The organism is uncultured Comamonas sp., assembly GCF_964277875.1.
In the GTDB taxonomy this organism is placed as follows: domain Bacteria; phylum Pseudomonadota; class Gammaproteobacteria; order Burkholderiales; family Burkholderiaceae_C; genus Comamonas; species Comamonas sediminis.
Window position 1 is genome coordinate 124,996 of record NZ_CAXYJV010000041.1, and the last position, 19,079, is coordinate 144,074.

Genomic DNA, 19,079 nt, shown 5'->3' on the forward strand with positions numbered 1-19,079 from the left:
TCAGGACGCGGGCGACGCGGGCGAGGCGGGTACGGCTTCGGGCGCCAGCCGCACCGGCGTGGCCTCGCGCAGCTGGCCCACCTGGCCGCCCAGAATGCGCTGGCCGGCCTGCAGGCCTTGGCTGATGGCCACCCAGGTCTTGCCATCACGCTGGCTGCGCGTGCCCAGCAGCACGGGCTGGTGCTGCACCCGCAGCGATTCGCCCGATTCGCCTTGGGGGCTGAGCAGCTGCACATAGGGCTCGGGCTTGTCCGTGCGCACGGCGGCCAGCGGCACGGCAAGGGTCTGCACCTGGCCGGTGGCCAGTTGGCCTTGCAGGTACAGGCCCTGGCGCAGCGCTGGGGTTGCAGCGCCTGCGGGCGCGGCTGGCGGCGCAATGCGCAGGTACACCGTCACGCTGCGGCTGTTGGCATCGGCCTGGGGGTTGATGCGCACCACCTGGGCGCTGATGGTCTGGCCGCTGCCATCGATCTGCAGCTGCGCCGTCTGACCGAGGCGCAGTTGCAGCGAATCGGCGGCGGGTATCTGGGCCTGCAGCTCCAGCTCACGCAGGTCGACGACCTCCAGCACATTGGCGTCGGGGCCCACCTTCTCACCATTGCTGACCCATTTGCGGGCCACCTGGCCCTGGATGGGGCTGCGCAGCACGGTATCGCTCAGGTTTTTGCGCAGCACATCGGCCGCCGAGCGCGCTGCCTGGTAGTTGGCCTGCGCGGCCTGCAGCTGCGACTGCGACGATTCCAGCGCCGTGGCCGAGATGAATCCCTGGTTGGCCAACGCCCGGTTGTTGTCGTACTGGCGCTGCTGGATATCTTGCTGCGCACGGGCGGCATCGGCCTGCTGCTGGGCCTGCGCCAGTCGGGCCTGGCTCTCGGTGCTGTCTACGCGTGCGACGACCTCGCCGGCCCGCACCGGGTCGCCTTCGCGCAGCTGCAGCTGCTGCAGCTCACCGGCGATGCGGGCCTTGATGGTGGCGGAGTGCACCGCCTGCACCGTGCCGCTGATGGGCAGGCTCAGCACCAGGGTCTGCGGCGCCACGGTGATCGCGTCGCTTGCGGCCAGTTGGTAGACGGCCTGCGCCTTGGCCTGTTCGGCCTGGGCCAGCGCTTGCTGGCGCTGCTGCTGGGTTTTGACGCCACGCCACAGCCCGCTGGCAAGCAGCGCGACGACCACGGCGGCGGCCAGCCATGGCAGGAAGCGCTTCATGGGGCACTGCCCTTGGACGGGTGCCCCATGCCATGCATCAGCGCATCGGCCTGCATCTGCAAGAAGCGGGGGATATCAAAATCGTGATCGGGCAAGCAGATACCGCCGGTGCTTTTGACGCTGGCACAGAAGATCAGCGGGGCCAGCACCAGGGTCACGCCATAGTCCAGATCGATGGGGGCCAACTCACCGCGCTCCATGCCCCGGCGCAGCACGCGCTCGATCAGGCGGTTGCCGGGCAGTACCACTTCCTGGCGGTAGAAGGCCGCGATCTCGGGAAAGTTGTGGGCCTCGGCCATGACCAGGTGCGGCAGGCCGCAGGCCTTGGTCGAGCCAATGCGCTGCCACCAGACCTCGTAACAATAATGGATCAAGGTGGCCGTGTCGTGCTGGTAGGTGTCCAGCTCCAGATCCCACTCGGCAAAACGGCTGCTGAGCACATGGCGCACCACCGCCTGGAACAGCTCTTGTTTGCTCGGGAAATAAAGAAACAGCGTGCCCTTGGAGACACCGGCCTGGCGGGCCACTTCTTCGACCTTGGTGGCTGCATAGCCTTTGCTGACAAACAGGTCCAGCGCCGCATCCAGCAGCTCGCCAGGCCGGGCCTCCTTGCGGCGGCTGCGGCGGGGCGCAGGCGTGGCCAAAGCAGGTGGAGAGGGCGGGGTGGACACGGTGGGCGGCGCAATCAAAAAGTTAATGACCAGTGGGTTAGTAATGTAGGCGGCTGCCCGCGACAAGTCAAGCGAACGACCTGAAACATATAGAGCCAGCGTTGGCATCAGGCTGTCTTTTTCTCTGTTAAAAATGGTCCTGTCTCACGGCTTGCTTCTCAGCGCCGGAGCCGATGTTTTGCCTTAATGTTGCCGGAGTCATCATGTCCAGTGAAAGCCAGTCCCCCGTGGAAAAAATTTATCTTGCCGGAGGTTGTTTTTGGTGCACCGAGGCGGTGTTCGGGCGTGTGCGGGGCGTCGTCAAGGTCGTCAGCGGCTATGCCAATGGCCAGATCGCCAACCCCAGCTACGAACAGGTGTGCACCGGCACGACGGGCCATGCCGAATGTGTGGAACTGACTTTCGAGCCGCAGGTGCTGCCGCTGGACAAGGTGCTGCACATCTTTTTTGCAACCCATGATCCGACCACGTTGAACCGCCAGGGCAATGATGTGGGCCCGCAGTACCGCAGCGGCATCTACACCACCACGCCCGAGCAGCTGGCCCAGGCCCAGGCCTTCGTCGACAAGCTCAATGCCTCCGGCCAGATGGGTGCGCCGGTGGTCACCGAGGTGGAGCCGCTGCAGCACTTCTGGAATGCCGAGGCCTACCACCAGGACTATTTCGACAACAACCCACGCCAACCCTATTGCACCTATGTGGTGGCGCCCAAGGTCGACAAGCTGGAAACCCGTTTTGCAGACTGGTTGAAGTAGCGCTGCGTGGGTGCCGGGCGCGGGCGATGGGCATAATGCAACACAATTGCATCAAAGCCATTCCGCCCCGCCACCGATGTCCGCCCGTACCCCATCCCCTGCCACTGCCGCCTTGAGCGTGCAGTCCCTGCCGCCCGGCATGCGTGCCACGCGCGCTACCAAGGCTTTGCTGGCCCTGGTCGGTGGCCAGCCGGGCGTGCAATGGTCTGTGGCCGAGGTGCAGGCGCGGCTGCAGAAGATGGGCGTCGAGGTCAACCGGGTCACCAGCTACCGCTTGCTCGATCGCTTGGCCGCTGCCGGCAAGCTGGTCAAAAGCGTCGATGCCGAGCGCCTGACGCGCTATGCGCTGCGTGCGAACGCGCCGGAGCCGCTGCAGGTGCGCTATGAATGCACCGATTGCCATTCGGTACAAAGTCTGGCCGAGCAAGCCGGGGACGCGGCCACGGCGCAGGTCAACCAGGCCATGGCGCAGTACCTGCAGGTGCTGCAGGAGCAGGGGCTGGCACCGGAGCAGACCGAGTTGCGCCTGCAGGGCCTCTGCGCCGACTGCAAGCACGAGCACAAGAAAGCCTGATCTCAGCGCAGTTTGCGGCCAATCAGCCCCGTAGACAGCATGGTGCCGCCAATCACCACGGCGCCGCAGCCCAGCATCCAGGCGGTGATGGGCTCCGCCAGAAACCAGTTGCCATAGACCAGCGCAAATACCGGCGCTAGAAAGGTGACCGCAATCGCGCGGCTGGGCCCGGCGGTCTGGATGATCTGGAAATACAGGATGTAGGCCACGCTGGTGCACAGCAGCGCCAAGGCGGCAACGGCCAGCCAGGAGGTCCAGGACGGCGTCTGGCTGGGCCACATCGCAACCGTGGGGACCAGCAGGCACAGGCTGGCACCGACCATGCTGCCGGTGGCCGTGGCCAGTGGCGGCACGCCCACCAGGTAGCGCTTGGCAAAGCTGGCCGCCACGCCATAGCTCAGCGACGCACACAGGCAAGCGGCGATGGCGGCGTAGGCGCTCCAGCTGGCCGCGCCTGCGGTGGCCGGCTTGTCATGCAGCGCGAGCAGGGCCACGCCGGTGAACCCGATCAGCAGGCCGGTGACGCGCAGGCCGGTGATGCGGTCACCCAGCCAGAGCCAGGCCACCAAGGCCCCAAACAGCGGAGCACAGGCGTTGAGCACCGAGGCCATGCCGGTGGGCATGTAGACCACCGCGTAGGCAAACAGTGAAAACGGAATGGCCGAATTGATGATGCCGGAGAACAACACAGGCTTCCAGTGCTGGCGCAGCGCAGGCCATTCGCCACGCATCAGCATCACCGGCAGCAGGAACAGCGCCGCCAGAATCACACGCAGGCCAGCGGTAGGCACCGCCCCGAACTGCGAGGCGCCCAGGCGCATGAAAAGAAAGGACGCGCCCCACAGCACCGCCAGCAGCACAAAAGGGGGCAGCCAGCGGCTGGCGCTGGGCGCCGCCGACAGGTGGGAAGGACCAGGGGCGGAGGCAGCCGCTGAGGAAGGGTTGGGGCGCATAGGTTCTCGCAAGGGCAGACAGCATGCTAGCGGGCGCCGCGCTGGCCATTGGTGACATTCTTGCGGTGTATTGATGCGTGCCGTGCAAAGGGCAGTGAAAGGGCCGCAGCGGCGCGGCCCATCCGCCTGTACGCGGGCCCGGTGGCGCGTCTGGCGGCGCTGCGCCCTGGCCGCCAAATGGGCAACTGGCTGGCCCTGGCCCGGAGCGTGCCTACAATAGCTGTCTCGCAGTGATGGCGCGGCTTCTCCAGGAGGCCGTTTTTCATGCCTGTTCTGCGCCAACAACAAGGTGAGTTCTGTGCCGATTTCTTCGACAATCTTCAAAGCCTATGACATCCGCGGCGTCGTGCCGAGCACGCTCAACGAGAGCGTGGCACTGAAGCTGGGCCGCGCATTTGGCCAGCAGGCGATTGCCGCTGGCGAGCTGGTCGTCGCGGTGGGGCGTGACGGACGGCTGTCCGGCGATGCCTTGAGCCGCGCGCTGATGCAGGGCCTGGTGGAGGCCGGTATCGAGGTGATCGATGTGGGCCGTGTGACCACGCCCATGCTGTACTTTGCCGCCAGCACCTTGTGCCACAGCGGCATCCAGGTGACCGGCAGCCACAACCCCAAGGACTACAACGGCTTCAAGATGGTGCTGGCCGGCCGCGCCATCTATGGCGAAGAGATCCAGAAGCTGCGCCAGATCATGGAAAAGGAATGCTGGCGCTTCCAGGGCGGCGGCAAGCTGCGCGAGGAGGATGTGACGGCAGCCTACGTCGAGCGCATCGTCTCCGACATCAAGCTGGCCCGCCCGATGAAAATCGTCGTGGACAGCGGCAACGGCATTGCCGGCGCCACCGCGCCGGGCATCTTCCGCGCGCTGGGCTGCGAGGTGACCGAACTGTTCTCCGAGGTGGATGGCAACTTCCCCAACCACCATCCGGACCCCAGCAAGCCCGAGAACCTGCGTGACCTGATTGAGGCACTGCAGACCGGCGATGCCGAGCTCGGCCTGGCCTTTGACGGCGATGGCGACCGCCTGGGCATCGTGACCAAGGACGGCCAGAACATCTACCCGGACCGCCAGATGATGCTGTTTGCCCAGGACGTGCTCTCGCGCGTGCCCGGTGGCGAGATCGTCTATGACGTCAAGTGCTCGCAGCGCCTGGCGCCGGCGATCGAGGCCGCAGGCGGCAAACCGGTGATGTACAAGACCGGGCATTCGCTGATCAAGGCGCGCATGCGCGAGACCAATGCGCCGCTGGGCGGCGAGATGAGCGGCCATATCTTCTTCAAGGAGCGCTGGTACGGCTTTGACGACGGCACCTATGCCGGCTGCCGCCTGCTGGAGATCCTCAGCAAGGCGCAAAATCCTTGCGCACTGCTGCATGCGCTGCCCAGCAGCTACAGCACGCCAGAGCTCAATGTGGAATGCCAGGAGGGCGAGCCGCACAAGCTCAGCGCCCAGCTGCAGGAGATGGCGGCCGATGTGTTCAGCGAACCCGCCCAGATCAATACGATTGACGGGCTGCGGGTGGACTGGCCCGATGGTTTTGGTCTGATCCGTGCGAGCAACACCACGCCGGTGCTGGTGCTGCGCTTTGAAGGCCACACGCAGGCAGCGTTGCACCGCATCCAGAACGAGATGAAAGCGCTGCTGCTCAAGGTCAAGCCCGATGCCGTGGTCGGCAGCGCGTCGCACTAAGGCGCGGCCAAGTCGATGGGTCTGAGCCTGATGCTCTACGGCTGGGTGGCACGGCTTGCCCGCCCGCTGGTGCGGCGCAAGCTGGCGCGCCGCGCGGTGCAGGAGCCCGGCTACGCCCAGATGGTGGAGCAGCGTTTTGGCGATTACGGCGATCTGCCGCGCTACCGGGCGGTGCCCGAGATGCCGCTGGTCTGGATCCATGCGGTATCGCTGGGCGAGACCCGCGCTGCGGCCATCCTGCTGCGCGAGTTGCGGCTGCAGATACCCGCATTGCGCCTGCTGCTGACCCACGGCACGGCCACTGGCCGTGAGGAGGGGCAAAAGCTGCTGCTGCCTGGCGATATCCAGGTCTGGCAGCCCTGGGATGACCGCGCCAGCGTGAACGCGTTTTTGCGCCATTTCCGGCCCTCGATCGGCATTCTGATGGAGACGGAGATGTGGCCGGGCCTGGCTGCTGGCTGCCAGCGCGAGCATGTGCCACTGGTGCTGGCCAATGCCCGGCTCAACGAAAAATCCCTGCGCGGTGCCCAGCGCCTGGCCTGGCTGGCGCGCCCGGCCTACCAAAGCCTACGCTCGGTGATCGCGCAGACCGAGGCCGATGCCGCCCGCCTGCGCGCCGCAGGGGCCGAGGTCACTGCCGTGCTGGGCAACCTCAAATTCGATGTCGAACCCGATGCGGCGCAACTGGCCCAGGGCCAGGCCTGGCACCATGCGGCAGGCAAGCCGGTGGTGATGCTGGCCAGCAGCCGGGAGGGCGAAGAGGCCCTGTGGCTGCAGGCGCTGGCACAGCTGCGCAGCAGCGACCCGGAAGCCGCTGCGAAGGTGCAATGGCTGCTGGTGCCGCGCCACCCGCAGCGTTTTGACGAGATTGTGCAACTGCTGCAGCGTGCCGGTTTGCAGATATCACGCCGCAGCCAGTGGCATGAGGGGCCGCAGCCTGCCGATGTGTGGCTGGGCGACAGCATGGGCGAGATGCAGCTGTACTACGGCCTGGCCGATGTGGCGATGCTGGGCGGCAGCTTTGCGCCCCTGGGCGGCCAGAACCTGATCGAGGCGGCCGCCTGCGGCTGCCCGGTGGTGATGGGCCCGCACACCTTCAACTTTGCGCAGGCGGCCGACAGCAGCGTGCAAGCCGGTGCCGGGCTGCGCGTGCCAGGCATGGACGAAGGTCTGCAGCAGGCCGTGGCCATTGCCACCGACAGGGCCAGCCACAGCCGCATGCGCCGCGCAGCGCTGCAGTTTGCGCAGGCGCACCGGGGTGCGGCCAAGGCGAGCGCGCAGCTAGTGGCTGCCGTGCTGGAGTCGACGGACGGTTTTGTCAACTCGAGCTTCGAGGCCTCGCTGTTCGACGAGGATCCTGCCTAGCCAGACCAGGCTTTCAGGCCCTGGAGCGGGTGGCAAATGCCAGCACAAAGGTCAGCGCCAGGGTGGGCAAGGCCGATCCCGCTTGGGGCGCCCAGGCGGCCAGGCCGTGGTAGAGCGCAATGCCACCCAGCCACAGCGCCAGGGGCAGCAGGTGCACGGCAGCCTGCGCATTGCCAGGCTGGTAGCCACCCCAGGACAGGCGGCCCAGAATCACGCCAAACAGCGGCACAAAGATGGAGCTGAGGGTCAGCAAAAAGGGCTCGAGGCTGTGCATCGGCAGCACCACGGCCAGCGCAGTGCTGGCTACAGCCATCGCAATGCCCCAGCCGCGCACGCCCCAGCGCGGCAGCAGGCTGTGGGCCGATACTGCGCCCGAGTAGGCATCGCCATAGGCATTGTCCACCTCATCGAGCAGCACCAGCGACAGCGCAATCAAGCCGCCCTGGGCCAGCAGCAAGGCAGCGACCAGGTCGGTGCTGGGCAGCACCAGGGCCACCAGCACACCCAGTGCATAGCACCAGATATTGGCAATGCCAAAGCCGATCCAGGTGCCGGCCAGGGCGCTGCGGCCATCGCGCCCGTAGCGGGCATAGTCGGCCACCAGCGGCAGCCAGGAAATGGGCATGGCCACCACCAGGTCGAGTGCGGGCATCACGCCCATGCCGCCGGCGCCGGCGCGGCTCCACAATGCAGGCAGGCCCTGCTGCACTGCCATGCCCACAAACTGCCAGCTCAGCCACAGCAGCGACAGCACCACCAGCGGCAGCGCGATGCGCGAGATCAGCTGGCGCACCAGCCGCACCATGGAGCCGGTCATCAGCGCCACCAGCAGCCCGCCCCAGAGCAGGGTCGCCAGCCAGGGCCAGTACGCCGCCTGCATGCCGCCGGCCTGGCGGCCAATGGCCACCGTGGATTCGCGCATCACGACCAACTCGAAAGCACCCCAGCCCAGCAGTTGCACGATATTGAGCAGTACCGGCAGCTTGGCAAAGTGGCGGCCATAGACATGGTGGATCAGCGCGGCGCTCGACAGCCCCGTGTCGCATCCGATCTTGCCCACCCAGGCCAGCAGACCCGCTCCCACCACCGAGCCGCCGATGATCGCCATCAGGGCCTGCTGCGTGGACAGCGCGGGCATCAGATAGGCGCCGACCTGCATCACCAGCAGTCCCACGCCCAGGCTGAACCACAGCGAGGCCAGATGCCAGCCGTTGAAAACACGCTCTTGCGCAGTGACGGGATGGAGGGCGAGGTTGGAGGCGGACGATGCGTTGGCAGTCATGGTCTGTTATTTTTTGGAGTGCTGCGAAAGAGGCGGTTGCGCAGGGCGGCCCCGGGCGCCTAGAAGTGCCGCTATTGTGCCCAGCCTGCAAGACCCTGGGCGCATATGGACGATCTCTGCCAGGTTGCCGCGCGCGCAGGCCGCCCACCCTCGCTCGGGATGACTACAATCGCCTCCGAGATGACGATACAGACCGACCCGACTACCTGGATGCGCGAGGGCGTGAGCCCCAGCTGCGTGGTGCTGCCTTCGCGCGGCGGCGGGCTGCTGCTGGATTTTCTGGCCCAGCGCCTGCCCCTGGTCACCGCTGCGCAGTGGCTTGAGCGCATGCAGGCGGGCGATGTGGTCGATGGAACACGCCGGACCTTGGGGCCGGCGCAGGCCTTTGTACCCGGCATGCGGGTGTACTACTGGCGCAAGGTGGAGCGCGAGCTGCCCATCCCTTTCGATGCCGATGTGCTGTACGAAGACGAGCGCCTGCTGCTGGTGGACAAACCGCATTTTCTGCCGGTGCTGCCCACCGGCAAGTATGTGCAGAACTCATTGCTGGTGCGGCTGAAGAATGCGACCGGCAATGCCCATCTCTCCCCGCTGCACCGCATCGACCGCGACACTGCCGGGCTGCTGCTGCTGTCCAAGGATGCGGCCACGCGTGGCCAGTACCAGGCCTTGTTCCGCGACCGGGCGATGGACAAGACCTATGAGGCGGTGGCGCCGTGGCGGGCAGACCTGGTGTTTCCGCGCGAGCACCGCAGCCGCATGGAAGAGAGCCAGCGCTTTTTTCTGATGCACGAGGTGGCTGGCGTGCCCAACAGCCACAGCCATATGGAACTGCTGGAGCAGCAGGGCGCCTGGGCGCGCTATGGGCTCAAGCCCGTCAGCGGCAAGCGCCACCAGCTGCGTGTGCACATGGCGGCCTTGGGGCTGCCGATCCGCAACGATGCCTTCTACCCCGAGGTCAATGATCCGCCGGAGGGTGATTTCTCGCGGCCCTTGCAGCTGCTGGCACGCGAGCTGCGCTTTACCGATCCGGTGACCGGGCAGGCGCATGTGTTCCGCAGCCGGCGCCAGTTGCTGCCGCTGGTGGGCTGAAAAACAAAGCCGCCTGGGCGGCGGCTTGGTGGGGTATGGACCAGATCGCTCCGCATCAGCGGCTGAGCGTACCCATGGCCTCGCCCAGCCGCACGGGCTTAGCCGCTGCCCAGTCGGGGTTGAACGTGCTCTTGCCTTCGGGCAGCAGCAGCACGATGGTCGAGCCCAGCAGAAAGCGGCCCATCTCATCGCCTTGCTCCAGCACGATCGGCTGGGTCTGGTAGTCCCAGCTGCGCACCTTGCGCGAGCGCGGGGGATTCACCTGGCCATGCCAGGTCGTGTACATGCTGCCCACGATGGTGGCGCCGACCAGCACCATGACGACAGGCCCGATGCGCGATTCAAACACGCAGACCACGCGCTCATTGCGTGCAAACAGGCCGGGCACGCCACGCGCGGTGACCGGGTTCACCGAGAACAGATCACCCGGGACATAGAGCATCTTTTGCAGCTTGGCGCGCAACGGCATATGGATGCGGTGGTAGTCGCGGGGGCTCAGATAAATGGTGGCGAACTGGCCGTTGGTGAACTGCGCGGCCAGCTGTGCATCGCCGCCGAGCAACGCCGTGGTGCTGTAGCTGTGGCCCTTGGCCTGGAAGATCTGGTCCTGTGCGATGGCGCCGCACTGGCTGATGGCGCCGTCGACCGGGCAGACCAGATCGGCCTGGGCCATCGGCCGCACGCCTTGGCGCAGCTCCCGGGTGAAGAAGTCGTTGAAGCTCTTGTACTGCGCGATATCGGGCTGCGCTGCCTCATCCATGTTGACCTGGTACTTGCCGACAAACCAGCGGATGAAGCTGGCGGTTGCGCCGCCCAGCTCCGCCGATGCCAATGAGCCGGCCAGCGCGGTCATCCATTTCTTGGGCATCAGGTATTGGGGCAAAACAGCAATTCGATCGCGCATGGTCAGGGCCGTCACAGTAAACCGCCGATTCTATCGACACTGTGTCGTTCGAATGACAAATTGCGTTGTGAAATGCAGCTTTTGTCGGTCATGTGCTGACAATTTGTCGCCAAATGCCTGGTGGCGATGACGATGCCGCCAGCAGGGGTGACAGCCGCGGCTGGGTCTGTAGTCCGGGGCCTGATTATGATGGCGGACCTCCCGCCTTCATCTCGACTTCTGCCGCGCCATGTCTTCTGCACGTCCGCCATCGCCACCCAGATCTTCGCCGGGCACCACCAGCCGCCGCGCGCGGCTGCAGCTGTGGTTGCGCAACTTTCTGCCATCGGCCGCGCATGTCAACGGGCTGGAGCTGGCGCGCATGGTGGTGGGCGCGATGGTGGTGCTGTGGCTGACCGGTCTGGCCAGCCAGACCTGGGGCCAGCATGACCACACCCCCTGGCTGTTTGCCGCGATGGGGGCCAGCGCCTTGCTGCTGATAGGCACGCCATCCAGCCCGATGGCGCAACCCTGGCCGGTGATTGGCGGCTCGCTGCTGTCGGCGCTGGCGGGATGGGTCGCGGTGCTGGTGTTTCCGGATCCGCTGCTGGCTGCGGCGGTGGCGGTGGGTCTTGCCATCATGGTGATGGTGGTGCTGCGTTGCCTGCACCCGCCGGGCGCTGCGCTGGCCATGTGGATGGCCATCCAGGGCTGGCACGATGTGTCGATCCTGCTCAACCCGGTGGCGCTGAACCTGGTCGTTCTGGTGCTGCTGGCCACCGCCTACAACCGCATGACCGGCAAGCGCTACCCCGCGCCCCAGCACAGCCAGAAGCCGCAGGCAGTGCAGCCATCGCGCGCGTCCAGCGCACGCATCGAGGGCAGCGATCTGGACGACGCGCTGGAGCATTTCAATGGCGTGCTTGATGTGAGCCGTGCCGATCTGGAAGCGCTGCTGCAGGGCGCAAGCCAGGCGGCCTTCAAGCGCACCCTGGGCAATGTGCGCTGCGAGGATGTGATGTCCCATCCGGTGCATGCGACGCGGCCGGAGAGCAGCATCAAGGATGCCTGGTCGCTGATGCAGCAGCACCGGGTCAAGGCCTTGCCGGTGGTCGATGCTGCGCAGCGGGTGGTGGGCATCATCACCGCCACCGATCTGCTCAACCATGCGCTGACCGCCACCCCGGCCGCGCTCAGCAGCAAGCTCAAGCACTGGGTGCTGCGCAAGAAAGACGCCGGCCAGTTGGTGGCCGACCTGATGACGGCCGAGGTCTCCCAGGTAGGCAGTTACGACCGCATGGTGGACCTGATTGCGGTCTTCTCGCGCGCCAAGCTGCACCATGTGCCGGTCGTCAACCAGCAGGGCAAGCTGGTGGGTATCATCTCCCAGACCGATCTGATGCGCGAGATGGCAGCGGCGCTGTCGCTGCCGCGTGAGGATGCCTGAGCGGAAGTTTGAGTAATTGCCAAGAATTAGCAAAGCCCTGCAGTAGCGATGCTGCAGGGCTTTGCTCTTCAGAACGGGGACTCCGACCTGGGGCTTGATCACGGGGCTGGAAAACCTCTGCAGAACCCTCGCCCGACGCAGGGAGTTTGCAGAGGGTTCCCAAGCCCCGCTACCTTCGCAGCACCAGCCAGCTGAAGGCGCCCAGTGACAGCAGCGAGTAGATCAGCCCCGGCGCAGCAGCAGTCAGCATCGGGTGCCAGTTCTGCAGGTTGCCGGCAAAGCCGAACACGTTGTTCAGCAGGAAGAAGCTGATGCCGGCCATCACGCCGCCAAACACATAGCCGGTGATGCCGCCCGAGCGGAAGTGCAGGTAGGCAAAGGGCAGGGCGAGCACGACCATCACCAGGCAGCTGATGGGGTAGAACACCTTGCGCCACAGCTCGATCTCATAGCGCTGCGCACTTTGGCCGTTGGCCTGCAGGTGGCTGACGTAGAGGAAAAGGTCGTAGGTACTCATCTGGTCGGGCTTGAGCACGGCGGCGGCCACCATGCTGCTGGTCACCGACGTCGGCCAGTCCATCGTCTCCAGGTTCTTGACTTCGACACGCGCCTGGCGCTGGTCGCCCAGGTAGTAACGCTGCTCCTGGATGTGGTGCAACTGCCAGACGCCATTGCCAAACTTGCCACCGGCAGCGGTCAGCTGCATCTGGATGCGGCCCTGGTCATCGAAGCTGTAGACCCGCACACGCTGCAGATCGCCTTCGGGCGAGATGGCGCGCACGTTGATGGCGGCCATGCCGTCCTCGCGCTTCTCGCGCAGCCAGGCGCCGGTGCGGCCGGTGCTCAGTTGGCCAAAGCGCTGGGCACGCACCAGCTGGCTCGCCTGCTCGCCGGCGGGCGCCACATAGTCGCCGATCGCAAAGGTCAGCACGACGAAAGCCAGGCCAATGCTCAGCAGGCTGCCCAGTGCCTGCCAGGGGCCCAGGCCACTGGTGCGCAGGATGGTGAACTCCGAGGTCTGCGCCATGCGCGCCATCACAAAGATCGTGCCGATCAGCACGGTGATCGGCAGCAGCTCGTAGATGTGGTTGGGGATGTTCAGCGCCACGCTCAGCAGCGCATCCTTGAGCTCATAGGTGCCGGTGCCGATCCAGCGGAACTCGTCGACGAGGTCAAAGAAAAAAAACAGCGCCAAGAAGGCGAGGGTGACAAAGCCGACGGTCACGGCGATGTCCCGGTAGATCATTTTGCGGAAGGTCTTCATGCGCGGCTCCCCTTGCGGCGTACCCATTGCAGGAGCGAGAACTGCTGGTTGCGGCTGAGCAGCAAGGTCCAGGCGAGCAGGGCTGTCAAGCCGTGGATAAGAACGAATGAGAGCGGCAGCGAGGCTTTGCCCGAAGACACCCAGTTCTGGGCAAAGGTCATGAGGTTGTAATAGACGATGAAGGCAAACAGCGCAAACACCAGGCTGCTGCTGCGGCCCGCCCGCGGGTTGACGCTGGCCATGGCCAGGCCCAGCACGACAAAGTTGATCGCGGCAATCGCCAGACCCAGGCGGTAGCCCAGCTCGCCCAGCAGGCGGGGCTCCTCACTGGCCATCAGCTGGCGGGTGGGGATGTTCTTGACGGCGCCCATATCATTGGGGTCGATCGTGGCAGCACTGCCGATGCGGGTGCCGTATTCCTTGAAGTCACTGACCTTCAGCCCGGGGTTGTCCTTGGTCTTCTCGACGCGCTGGCCATCATTGAGCACGGCGACGCGCGCATTCTCCTGCACTTCCAGGTGTGCGCTCTTGGCGGTGGTGACGGTGTCCTTCTTCTCCTCGTTGGTCACGATGAAGACATTGCTCGCTTCGAGGTCCGAGTTGCGATCGCGGTCGATGAAGAACACGCGGGAGCCGTCCGACGATTCCTGGAATTCCCCTGGCGCGATGCGGTCGACGTCGCCGCGCTGTTCATACTGGGCGCGAAGCTGCACAATCTGCTGGTTGGCCCAGGGCCATACCAGCAGGGCCAGCACGGCGATTACCACCATGATCGGCCAGGAAAAGCGCATCAGCGGACGCAGAAAGCTGACCAGGCTTTGCCCACTGCTGAACCACACGGCCATTTCGCTGTCGCGGTACATGCGCGACAAGGTCGCCACCACGGCGATGAACAGGCAGAGGCTCAAAATGGTCGGCAGCTGGCCCAGCACGGTATAACCCATCACCAGCAACACATCGGAAGGGTTGACGCTGCCGCGCGAGGCCTGGCCCAGCACTTTGATGAGCATCATCGTCATCACCACAGTCACGAGCACCACCAAGGTGGCGCCAAAGCTGCGGGATAGCTCTTTACGGATCGAGGAATCGAATAACATTGGCGAGAAGGAAAGCACCGATTATGAACTTTGAACTCAAAACTCTGGATTTGGCTTCGGCCGCATTGCAGTCCGGCGATCTGCTGATCGTGCTGGTAGCCGACAAGCAGCCCAAAACCAGTGATGCATTGTCCACCCTGATTGCGCACGCGCAGAAAAATGGTGATTTTGAGGCAAAAACCGGCAAGTTGCTGGCCATGTATGCGGTGCCCGCCATTGAAGCCCGCCATTTGTTGCTGTTGGGCGTGGGCGACGGTTCGCCCCAGGCCGTGCGCCAGGCGCTGGCGGCCGTTTCCGGCCCGCTGACGCGCGAGGGCATCGGGCGCGCCGCCGTGGTCAGTGCCCAGCCGTTGGCCGACGCCGCTTTGCACGCGCTTGTGCAATGCCTGGCCGACAGCACCTATCTTTACCGCACCACCAAGCCGTCGGCCAAGGCGGTGGGACTCCAGTCCGTGGTGCTGGGCGCGCCCAATGCTCCGGCGCTGGGCCAGGCGTTTGAAGTGGCCAAGGCCACCGCGCAAGGCGTGGCCTTTGCCCGCGAATGGGCGAACCGCCCCGCCAACTACGCGACCCCCAAGCTGCTGGCCGAGGCCGCTGAGTCGCTGGCTGCTGATCACAAACGCATCAAGTGCAAGATCCACAAGCCTGAGGACGTGGCCAAACTGGGCATGGGCTCATTCATGGCCGTGGCCCAGGGCTCCAAGGAGCCGCTGCGCTTCATCGAGCTGCACTACCACGGCGCCAACAAGGACAGCCAGCCGGTGGTGCTGGTCGGCAAGGGCATCACCTTTGATACCGGCGGCATCTCGATCAAGCCTGCGGGCGACATGGACGAGATGAAGTACGACATGGGCGGCGCCGCCAGCGTGCTGGGCACCTTCCGTGCGCTGGCCGAGTTGAAGCCCGAGATCAATGTGGTCGGCCTGATTCCCGCCTGCGAGAACATGCCTGATGGCGCGGCGGTCAAGCCCGGTGATGTGGTCACCAGCATGAGCGGCCAGACCATCGAGATCCTGAACACCGATGCCGAAGGCCGCCTCGTGCTCTGCGACGCGCTGACGTATGCCCAGCGGTTCTCGCCCAGCGCCGTGGTCGATATCGCCACCTTGACTGGAGCCTGCGTGATCGCGCTGGGTGCGCAGCGCAGTGGCCTGTTTTCGAACAACGACGCACTGGCCCAGGCGCTGCAGACTGCCGGCGACCAGGCGCAGGACCACTGCTGGCGCATGCCGCTGGATGACGAATATGCCGAAGGCCTGAAGACCAACTTTGCCGATGTGGCCAATGTGGGTGGCCGCCCGGCGGGGGCCATCACGGCCGCCAAGTTCCTGCAGCGCTTTGTCGGCACCATGGCCTGGGCGCATCTGGACATTGCCGGCACCGCCTGGCGCGGCGGCGCCAAGAAGGGCGCCACGGGCCGCCCCGTGGGCTTGCTGCTGCAGTACCTGCTGAACAGCGCCCAGAGCGCAGCGCCTGCCGAGCAAGCCAAGACCGTCAAGCCTGCCAAGGCCAGCAAGACAGACAAGCCTGTGGTGCTGGACAAGCCGGGCAAGGCGGCGGTCAATATCGACGGCGCTGACAAGGCGGACGCCCAGTAAGCACAGCCTGCCTTATGACGACCTCGACGACGGTAGCGTTTCACTTCAACGCGCCCAGCAAGCTGGCCTATGCCTGCAAGCTGGCGCGCAAGCTCCAGCGCATGGACATTCCGCTGGTGGTCCTTGGTGAGCCGGCCATGGTAGCCCAGCTCGATGAGGCCCTGTGGTCCTTTGGCGGTGCCAGCCAGTTTCTGGCCCACTGCCGGGGAGACGCGGAGATGGATGTGCTGCAGCGCTCGCCGACGGTGCTGGTCAGCGATCTGGCGGGCAGCCTGCCGCACACCAGGGTGCTGCTCAACCTGGGCACGCAGATGCCTGCTGACGTGACCCGCTTCGAGCGGGTGATCGAGGTGGTCAGCGCCGACGATGAGCAGGACCGGCAGCAGGCCCGGGCGCGCTGGCGCGCCTATGCCGCGATGGGGTACGACATCGAGCGCCGCGATCTGGTGATGAAGACGGAGGACTGAGCCATGACCGAGTCCCGCATTCCCCCGAAGTTTGTGCCCACGCTGACCGAGGAAGCCGCACAGGACGCGGCCGACGCGCTGGCCCAGGGGGTGCCCGCTGGGCCAGCCGCTGCCGCTGCCGCAGCGGCAGACAGCACACCGTCCAGTGTCGACGTGTTGCGCAGGCGCCGCGATACCGATGCACCGGCCTCTGGCGCATGGGCAGCGCCGGTGCCTGCTGACGATATTGCCGATCTGCCGACCTACAGCGGCTGGGCGCAACAGACCGATGCGGCGCTGCCGCTGGGCAGTGGCGCGCAGGCCTGGGCAGCGCCTGAACCCGTGCAAGGCGAGCGTGCAGACATGCATGACCTGGTGCCAGCCTTGGCGCCAGCACCGTTCACCGCTCCGCTGGCCGGGGCCGGGGCGGTGGTGGATGACAGCGCGGGCCTGGCGGCACCCGGCCATGTGCAAAGTTCGCAAGGGGCCGAAGGTGCCGGGGTGACCGATGCCGCCAGCCAACTGGTTGAATCGGCTGCCGAAACGGCCCAGGCGCTGGAAGACGCCATCACCCGCCGGGTGACGCGGCGTGTGCAGGAGACACTGGATACGCGGCTGTCGGCTGCGGTGCTCAAGGTGGTGGTGCAGCAGACGGCGTTGCTGCAATCGTCGCTGCAGCTGGAGATCGACACGACCATCCGTGAGGCAGTGGCGGACGCCGTGGCTGGCATTTTGCGCGAATCCCGCGGAAATGGCGGATAGCCATCTGCTTTTTGATATCAAAAATGACCTGCTGAAATAACCGGCGGTTGTAAAGAACTAAAATTTCGTTCTTTGCTGCTGTCTGTTGCATCGCTTACAGTACGGCTATTCACGGTTTTTCAAGCGCCCGCTTCAAGCTGCAGGGCGCTTTCTTTATTCCAATGATTGAACTACGGGGTATCACCCAAACCTATCCGGGCAAAAATGGTCCGGTCCAAGCACTGCGCGGTGTCGATCTGAGCATTGCCGCTGGTGAAGTGTTTGGCATCATCGGACGCAGCGGGGCGGGCAAGAGCTCGCTGGTGCGCAATATCAACCTGCTCAACCGCCCGACCACGGGCCAGGTGGTCGTCAATGGCAAGGAACTGACGGCGATGGACGATGCGCAACTGCGCGCCGCGCGCCGTGAGATCGGCATGGTGTTCCAGCACTTCAACCTGCTGTCGTCCCGCACGGTGTTTGACAACGCCGCGCTGCCACTGGAGCTGGCCGGCATGGGCAAGGCCGCGATCAAAAAGCGCGTGGACCCGTTGCTGGACCTGGTGGGCCTGGCGGCGCTGAGCGACCGCTACCCCGCGCAATTGTCTGGCGGCCAGAAGCAGCGCGTGGGTATTGCACGCGCTTTGACCAGTGAGCCCAAGGTGTTGCTGAGCGACGAGGCCACCTCGGCGCTCGACCCGGAAACCACCCGCTCGGTGCTGGCCCTGCTCAAGCAGATCAACAAGGACATGGGCCTGACCGTGGTGCTGATCACGCACCAGATGCAGGTCGTCAAGCAGATCGCCGACCGCGTGGCGGTGATGGAGGCGGGCAAGGTGGTGGAGATGGGCTCGGTCATCGACGTCTTCACCCGCCCCCAGCAACCCATCACCAAGAGCCTGATCGACGAGATCGTGCCCCAGGAGCTGCCCGCCAGCGTCATCGACCGGGTGCGCAGCCTCAATGGCGCGCTGTCCAGCGGCCAGGGCAAGCTGCTGCGCCTGTCCTATGCCGGCAACCTGGCCTACCAGCCCATTCTCTCGCGCCTGATCCGTGACTTTGGCCTGGATGTGAGCATTCTCAACGGCCAGGTCGATGAGATCCAGGACCAGACCTTCGGCTTTCTGGCGGTTTACGCCAGCGGCGATCTGGCCCAGCTCAACGCCGCAGTGGAAGCGCTGCGCGCCTCGGGCGTGATGGTGCAGGAAGTCAATACCGAGGCCTCGGCCGCCTAACACCCGCAAAGAGGTCATCGATGTTTGAGAATTTTTCTGAAATGATGCTGCAGCTGTTTGCCACCTCGTTGTGGGAAACGCTGATCATGGTCGGCATATCCGGCGTGGCCGGCGCGCTGATCGGCATTCCGCTGGGTGTGTTCCTGCGCCTGACGGACCATGGCGGCATCCTGCAAAACGGCGCCGCCAACAAGATCGTCGGCTGGCTCGTGAATGCCGTGCGCTCCACGCCCTTCATCATCTTGCTGGTGGCGATCATCCCGTTCACCCGCTTCATCACCGGCTCGTCCATCGGCACGGCCGCGGCCATTGTGCCGCTGACCCTGGCTGCAGCACCTTTCATCGCCCGCCTGGTGGAGACCTCGCTGCGGGAAGTGGACCATGGCCTGGTCGAAGCCGCGCAAGCCATGGGTGCGACCTCCTGGCAAATCGTCTGGAAGGTGCTGCTGCCCGAGGCATTGCCGGGCATCGTCGCAGGTCTGACGATCAGCTTTGTCTCGCTGACAGGCTACTCGGCGATGGCCGGGGCCATTGGCGGTGGCGGCCTGGGCGACCTGGGTATCCGCTATGGCTACCAGCGCTTCCTGCCGGACATCATGCTGGCTGTGGTCGTCATCCTGATCGTCTTTGTGCAGCTGGTGCAAAGCCTGGGTGACTGGGCGGTGCGCCGCCTGAGCCACAAGTAATCCGCTGTTCCAGGCGGTGGCCCACGCCCATGTGCATTGCGCATGGGCTTTTTTCATCGCCAGCGGCGGCTGTCGCCCAAGGGCGTTGCGCGCGGTG

At 65.4% G+C, this 19,079-nt stretch carries 18 protein-coding genes; 11 read left to right on the forward strand and 7 right to left on the reverse strand.

What is annotated here, in order from left to right; translation table 11 throughout:
- Entirely contained in the window at window positions 1-1,206 is a 1,206-nt protein-coding gene (locus tag ACHWUQ_RS16080; protein WP_394681739.1) for an efflux RND transporter periplasmic adaptor subunit, read from the reverse strand.
- Window positions 1,203-1,877 carry a TetR/AcrR family transcriptional regulator gene (locus ACHWUQ_RS16085; RefSeq protein ID WP_394681740.1) on the reverse strand — a complete coding sequence of 225 codons (675 nt, stop codon included), beginning with the start codon at window positions 1,875-1,877 and terminating at the stop codon, window positions 1,203-1,205. The genes ACHWUQ_RS16080 and ACHWUQ_RS16085 overlap by 4 nt, the downstream gene beginning before the upstream one ends.
- Before the next feature lie 203 nt (window positions 1,878-2,080).
- On the opposite strand from ACHWUQ_RS16085, the gene msrA reads away from it, so the two are divergent.
- Window positions 2,081-2,632: a peptide-methionine (S)-S-oxide reductase MsrA gene (gene msrA, locus ACHWUQ_RS16090; RefSeq protein ID WP_230776847.1), complete on the forward strand. Its 552-nt coding sequence runs from the start codon at window positions 2,081-2,083 to the stop codon at window positions 2,630-2,632.
- Between the two features lie 76 nt (window positions 2,633-2,708).
- Window positions 2,709-3,206, forward strand: coding sequence for a Fur family transcriptional regulator (locus ACHWUQ_RS16095; RefSeq protein WP_394681741.1), 498 nt, complete (start codon window positions 2,709-2,711; stop codon window positions 3,204-3,206).
- Between the two features lie 2 nt (window positions 3,207-3,208).
- On the opposite strand, the gene ACHWUQ_RS16100 is transcribed toward ACHWUQ_RS16095, so the two are convergent.
- Entirely contained in the window at window positions 3,209-4,159 is a 951-nt protein-coding gene (locus tag ACHWUQ_RS16100; RefSeq protein WP_394681742.1) for a DMT family transporter, read from the reverse strand.
- Between the two features lie 298 nt (window positions 4,160-4,457).
- Here ACHWUQ_RS16100 and ACHWUQ_RS16105 point away from each other — a divergent pair, with 298 nt between their 5' ends.
- The gene (locus ACHWUQ_RS16105) at window positions 4,458-5,846 is read left to right on the forward strand and encodes a phosphomannomutase/phosphoglucomutase (protein WP_230776853.1); all 1,389 of its coding nucleotides are present in this window, start codon (window positions 4,458-4,460) and stop codon (window positions 5,844-5,846) included.
- Between the two features lie 15 nt (window positions 5,847-5,861).
- Entirely contained in the window at window positions 5,862-7,211 is a 1,350-nt protein-coding gene (locus ACHWUQ_RS16110) for a 3-deoxy-D-manno-octulosonic acid transferase (RefSeq protein ID WP_394681743.1), read from the forward strand.
- A 13-nt stretch (window positions 7,212-7,224) separates the two neighbouring features.
- Here ACHWUQ_RS16110 and ACHWUQ_RS16115 read toward each other — a convergent pair whose 3' ends face one another.
- Window positions 7,225-8,493 carry a purine-cytosine permease family protein gene (locus tag ACHWUQ_RS16115; RefSeq protein WP_394681744.1) on the reverse strand — a complete coding sequence of 423 codons (1,269 nt, stop codon included), beginning with the start codon at window positions 8,491-8,493 and terminating at the stop codon, window positions 7,225-7,227.
- A 159-nt stretch (window positions 8,494-8,652) separates the two neighbouring features.
- Here ACHWUQ_RS16115 and ACHWUQ_RS16120 point away from each other — a divergent pair, with 159 nt between their 5' ends.
- Window positions 8,653-9,585 carry a pseudouridine synthase gene (locus tag ACHWUQ_RS16120; RefSeq protein ID WP_312835979.1) on the forward strand — a complete coding sequence of 311 codons (933 nt, stop codon included), beginning with the start codon at window positions 8,653-8,655 and terminating at the stop codon, window positions 9,583-9,585.
- A 55-nt stretch (window positions 9,586-9,640) separates the two neighbouring features.
- On the opposite strand, the gene asd is transcribed toward ACHWUQ_RS16120, so the two are convergent.
- Window positions 9,641-10,489: an archaetidylserine decarboxylase gene (gene asd, locus ACHWUQ_RS16125; RefSeq protein WP_394681745.1), complete on the reverse strand. Its 849-nt coding sequence runs from the start codon at window positions 10,487-10,489 to the stop codon at window positions 9,641-9,643.
- Between the two features lie 229 nt (window positions 10,490-10,718).
- On the opposite strand from asd, the gene ACHWUQ_RS16130 reads away from it, so the two are divergent.
- Window positions 10,719-11,915: an HPP family protein gene (locus ACHWUQ_RS16130; RefSeq protein ID WP_394681746.1), complete on the forward strand. Its 1,197-nt coding sequence runs from the start codon at window positions 10,719-10,721 to the stop codon at window positions 11,913-11,915.
- Between the two features lie 169 nt (window positions 11,916-12,084).
- On the opposite strand, the gene lptG is transcribed toward ACHWUQ_RS16130, so the two are convergent.
- Both lptG and lptF read right to left on the reverse strand, forming a co-directional pair.
- Window positions 12,085-13,179, reverse strand: coding sequence for an LPS export ABC transporter permease LptG (gene lptG / locus ACHWUQ_RS16135; protein WP_239811846.1), 1,095 nt, complete (start codon window positions 13,177-13,179; stop codon window positions 12,085-12,087).
- Complete coding sequence (lptF, locus tag ACHWUQ_RS16140; RefSeq protein WP_239811847.1) at window positions 13,176-14,276, reverse strand: LPS export ABC transporter permease LptF; 1,101 nt, start codon at window positions 14,274-14,276, stop codon at window positions 13,176-13,178. The genes lptG and lptF overlap by 4 nt, the downstream gene beginning before the upstream one ends.
- Window positions 14,277-14,299: 23 nt before the next feature.
- Here lptF and ACHWUQ_RS16145 point away from each other — a divergent pair, with 23 nt between their 5' ends.
- From ACHWUQ_RS16145 to ACHWUQ_RS16165, 5 genes are all read left to right on the forward strand, one after another.
- Window positions 14,300-15,874, forward strand: a complete 1,575-nt coding sequence (locus ACHWUQ_RS16145) for a leucyl aminopeptidase (protein ID WP_394681747.1) — start codon at window positions 14,300-14,302, stop codon at window positions 15,872-15,874.
- Between the two features lie 14 nt (window positions 15,875-15,888).
- Window positions 15,889-16,341, forward strand: a complete 453-nt coding sequence (locus tag ACHWUQ_RS16150; RefSeq protein WP_239811849.1) for a DNA polymerase III subunit chi — start codon at window positions 15,889-15,891, stop codon at window positions 16,339-16,341.
- 3 nt (window positions 16,342-16,344) lie between these two features.
- The gene (locus ACHWUQ_RS16155; RefSeq protein ID WP_394681748.1) at window positions 16,345-17,082 is read left to right on the forward strand and encodes a hypothetical protein; all 738 of its coding nucleotides are present in this window, start codon (window positions 16,345-16,347) and stop codon (window positions 17,080-17,082) included.
- A gap of 161 nt (window positions 17,083-17,243) precedes the next feature.
- Window positions 17,244-18,296 (forward strand): methionine ABC transporter ATP-binding protein, encoded by a 1,053-nt coding sequence (locus ACHWUQ_RS16160; RefSeq protein WP_239811851.1) that lies wholly within the window; start codon window positions 17,244-17,246, stop codon window positions 18,294-18,296.
- Between the two features lie 20 nt (window positions 18,297-18,316).
- The gene (locus tag ACHWUQ_RS16165; RefSeq protein WP_239811852.1) at window positions 18,317-18,982 is read left to right on the forward strand and encodes a methionine ABC transporter permease; all 666 of its coding nucleotides are present in this window, start codon (window positions 18,317-18,319) and stop codon (window positions 18,980-18,982) included.
- Window positions 18,983-19,079 lie beyond the last annotated feature (97 nt).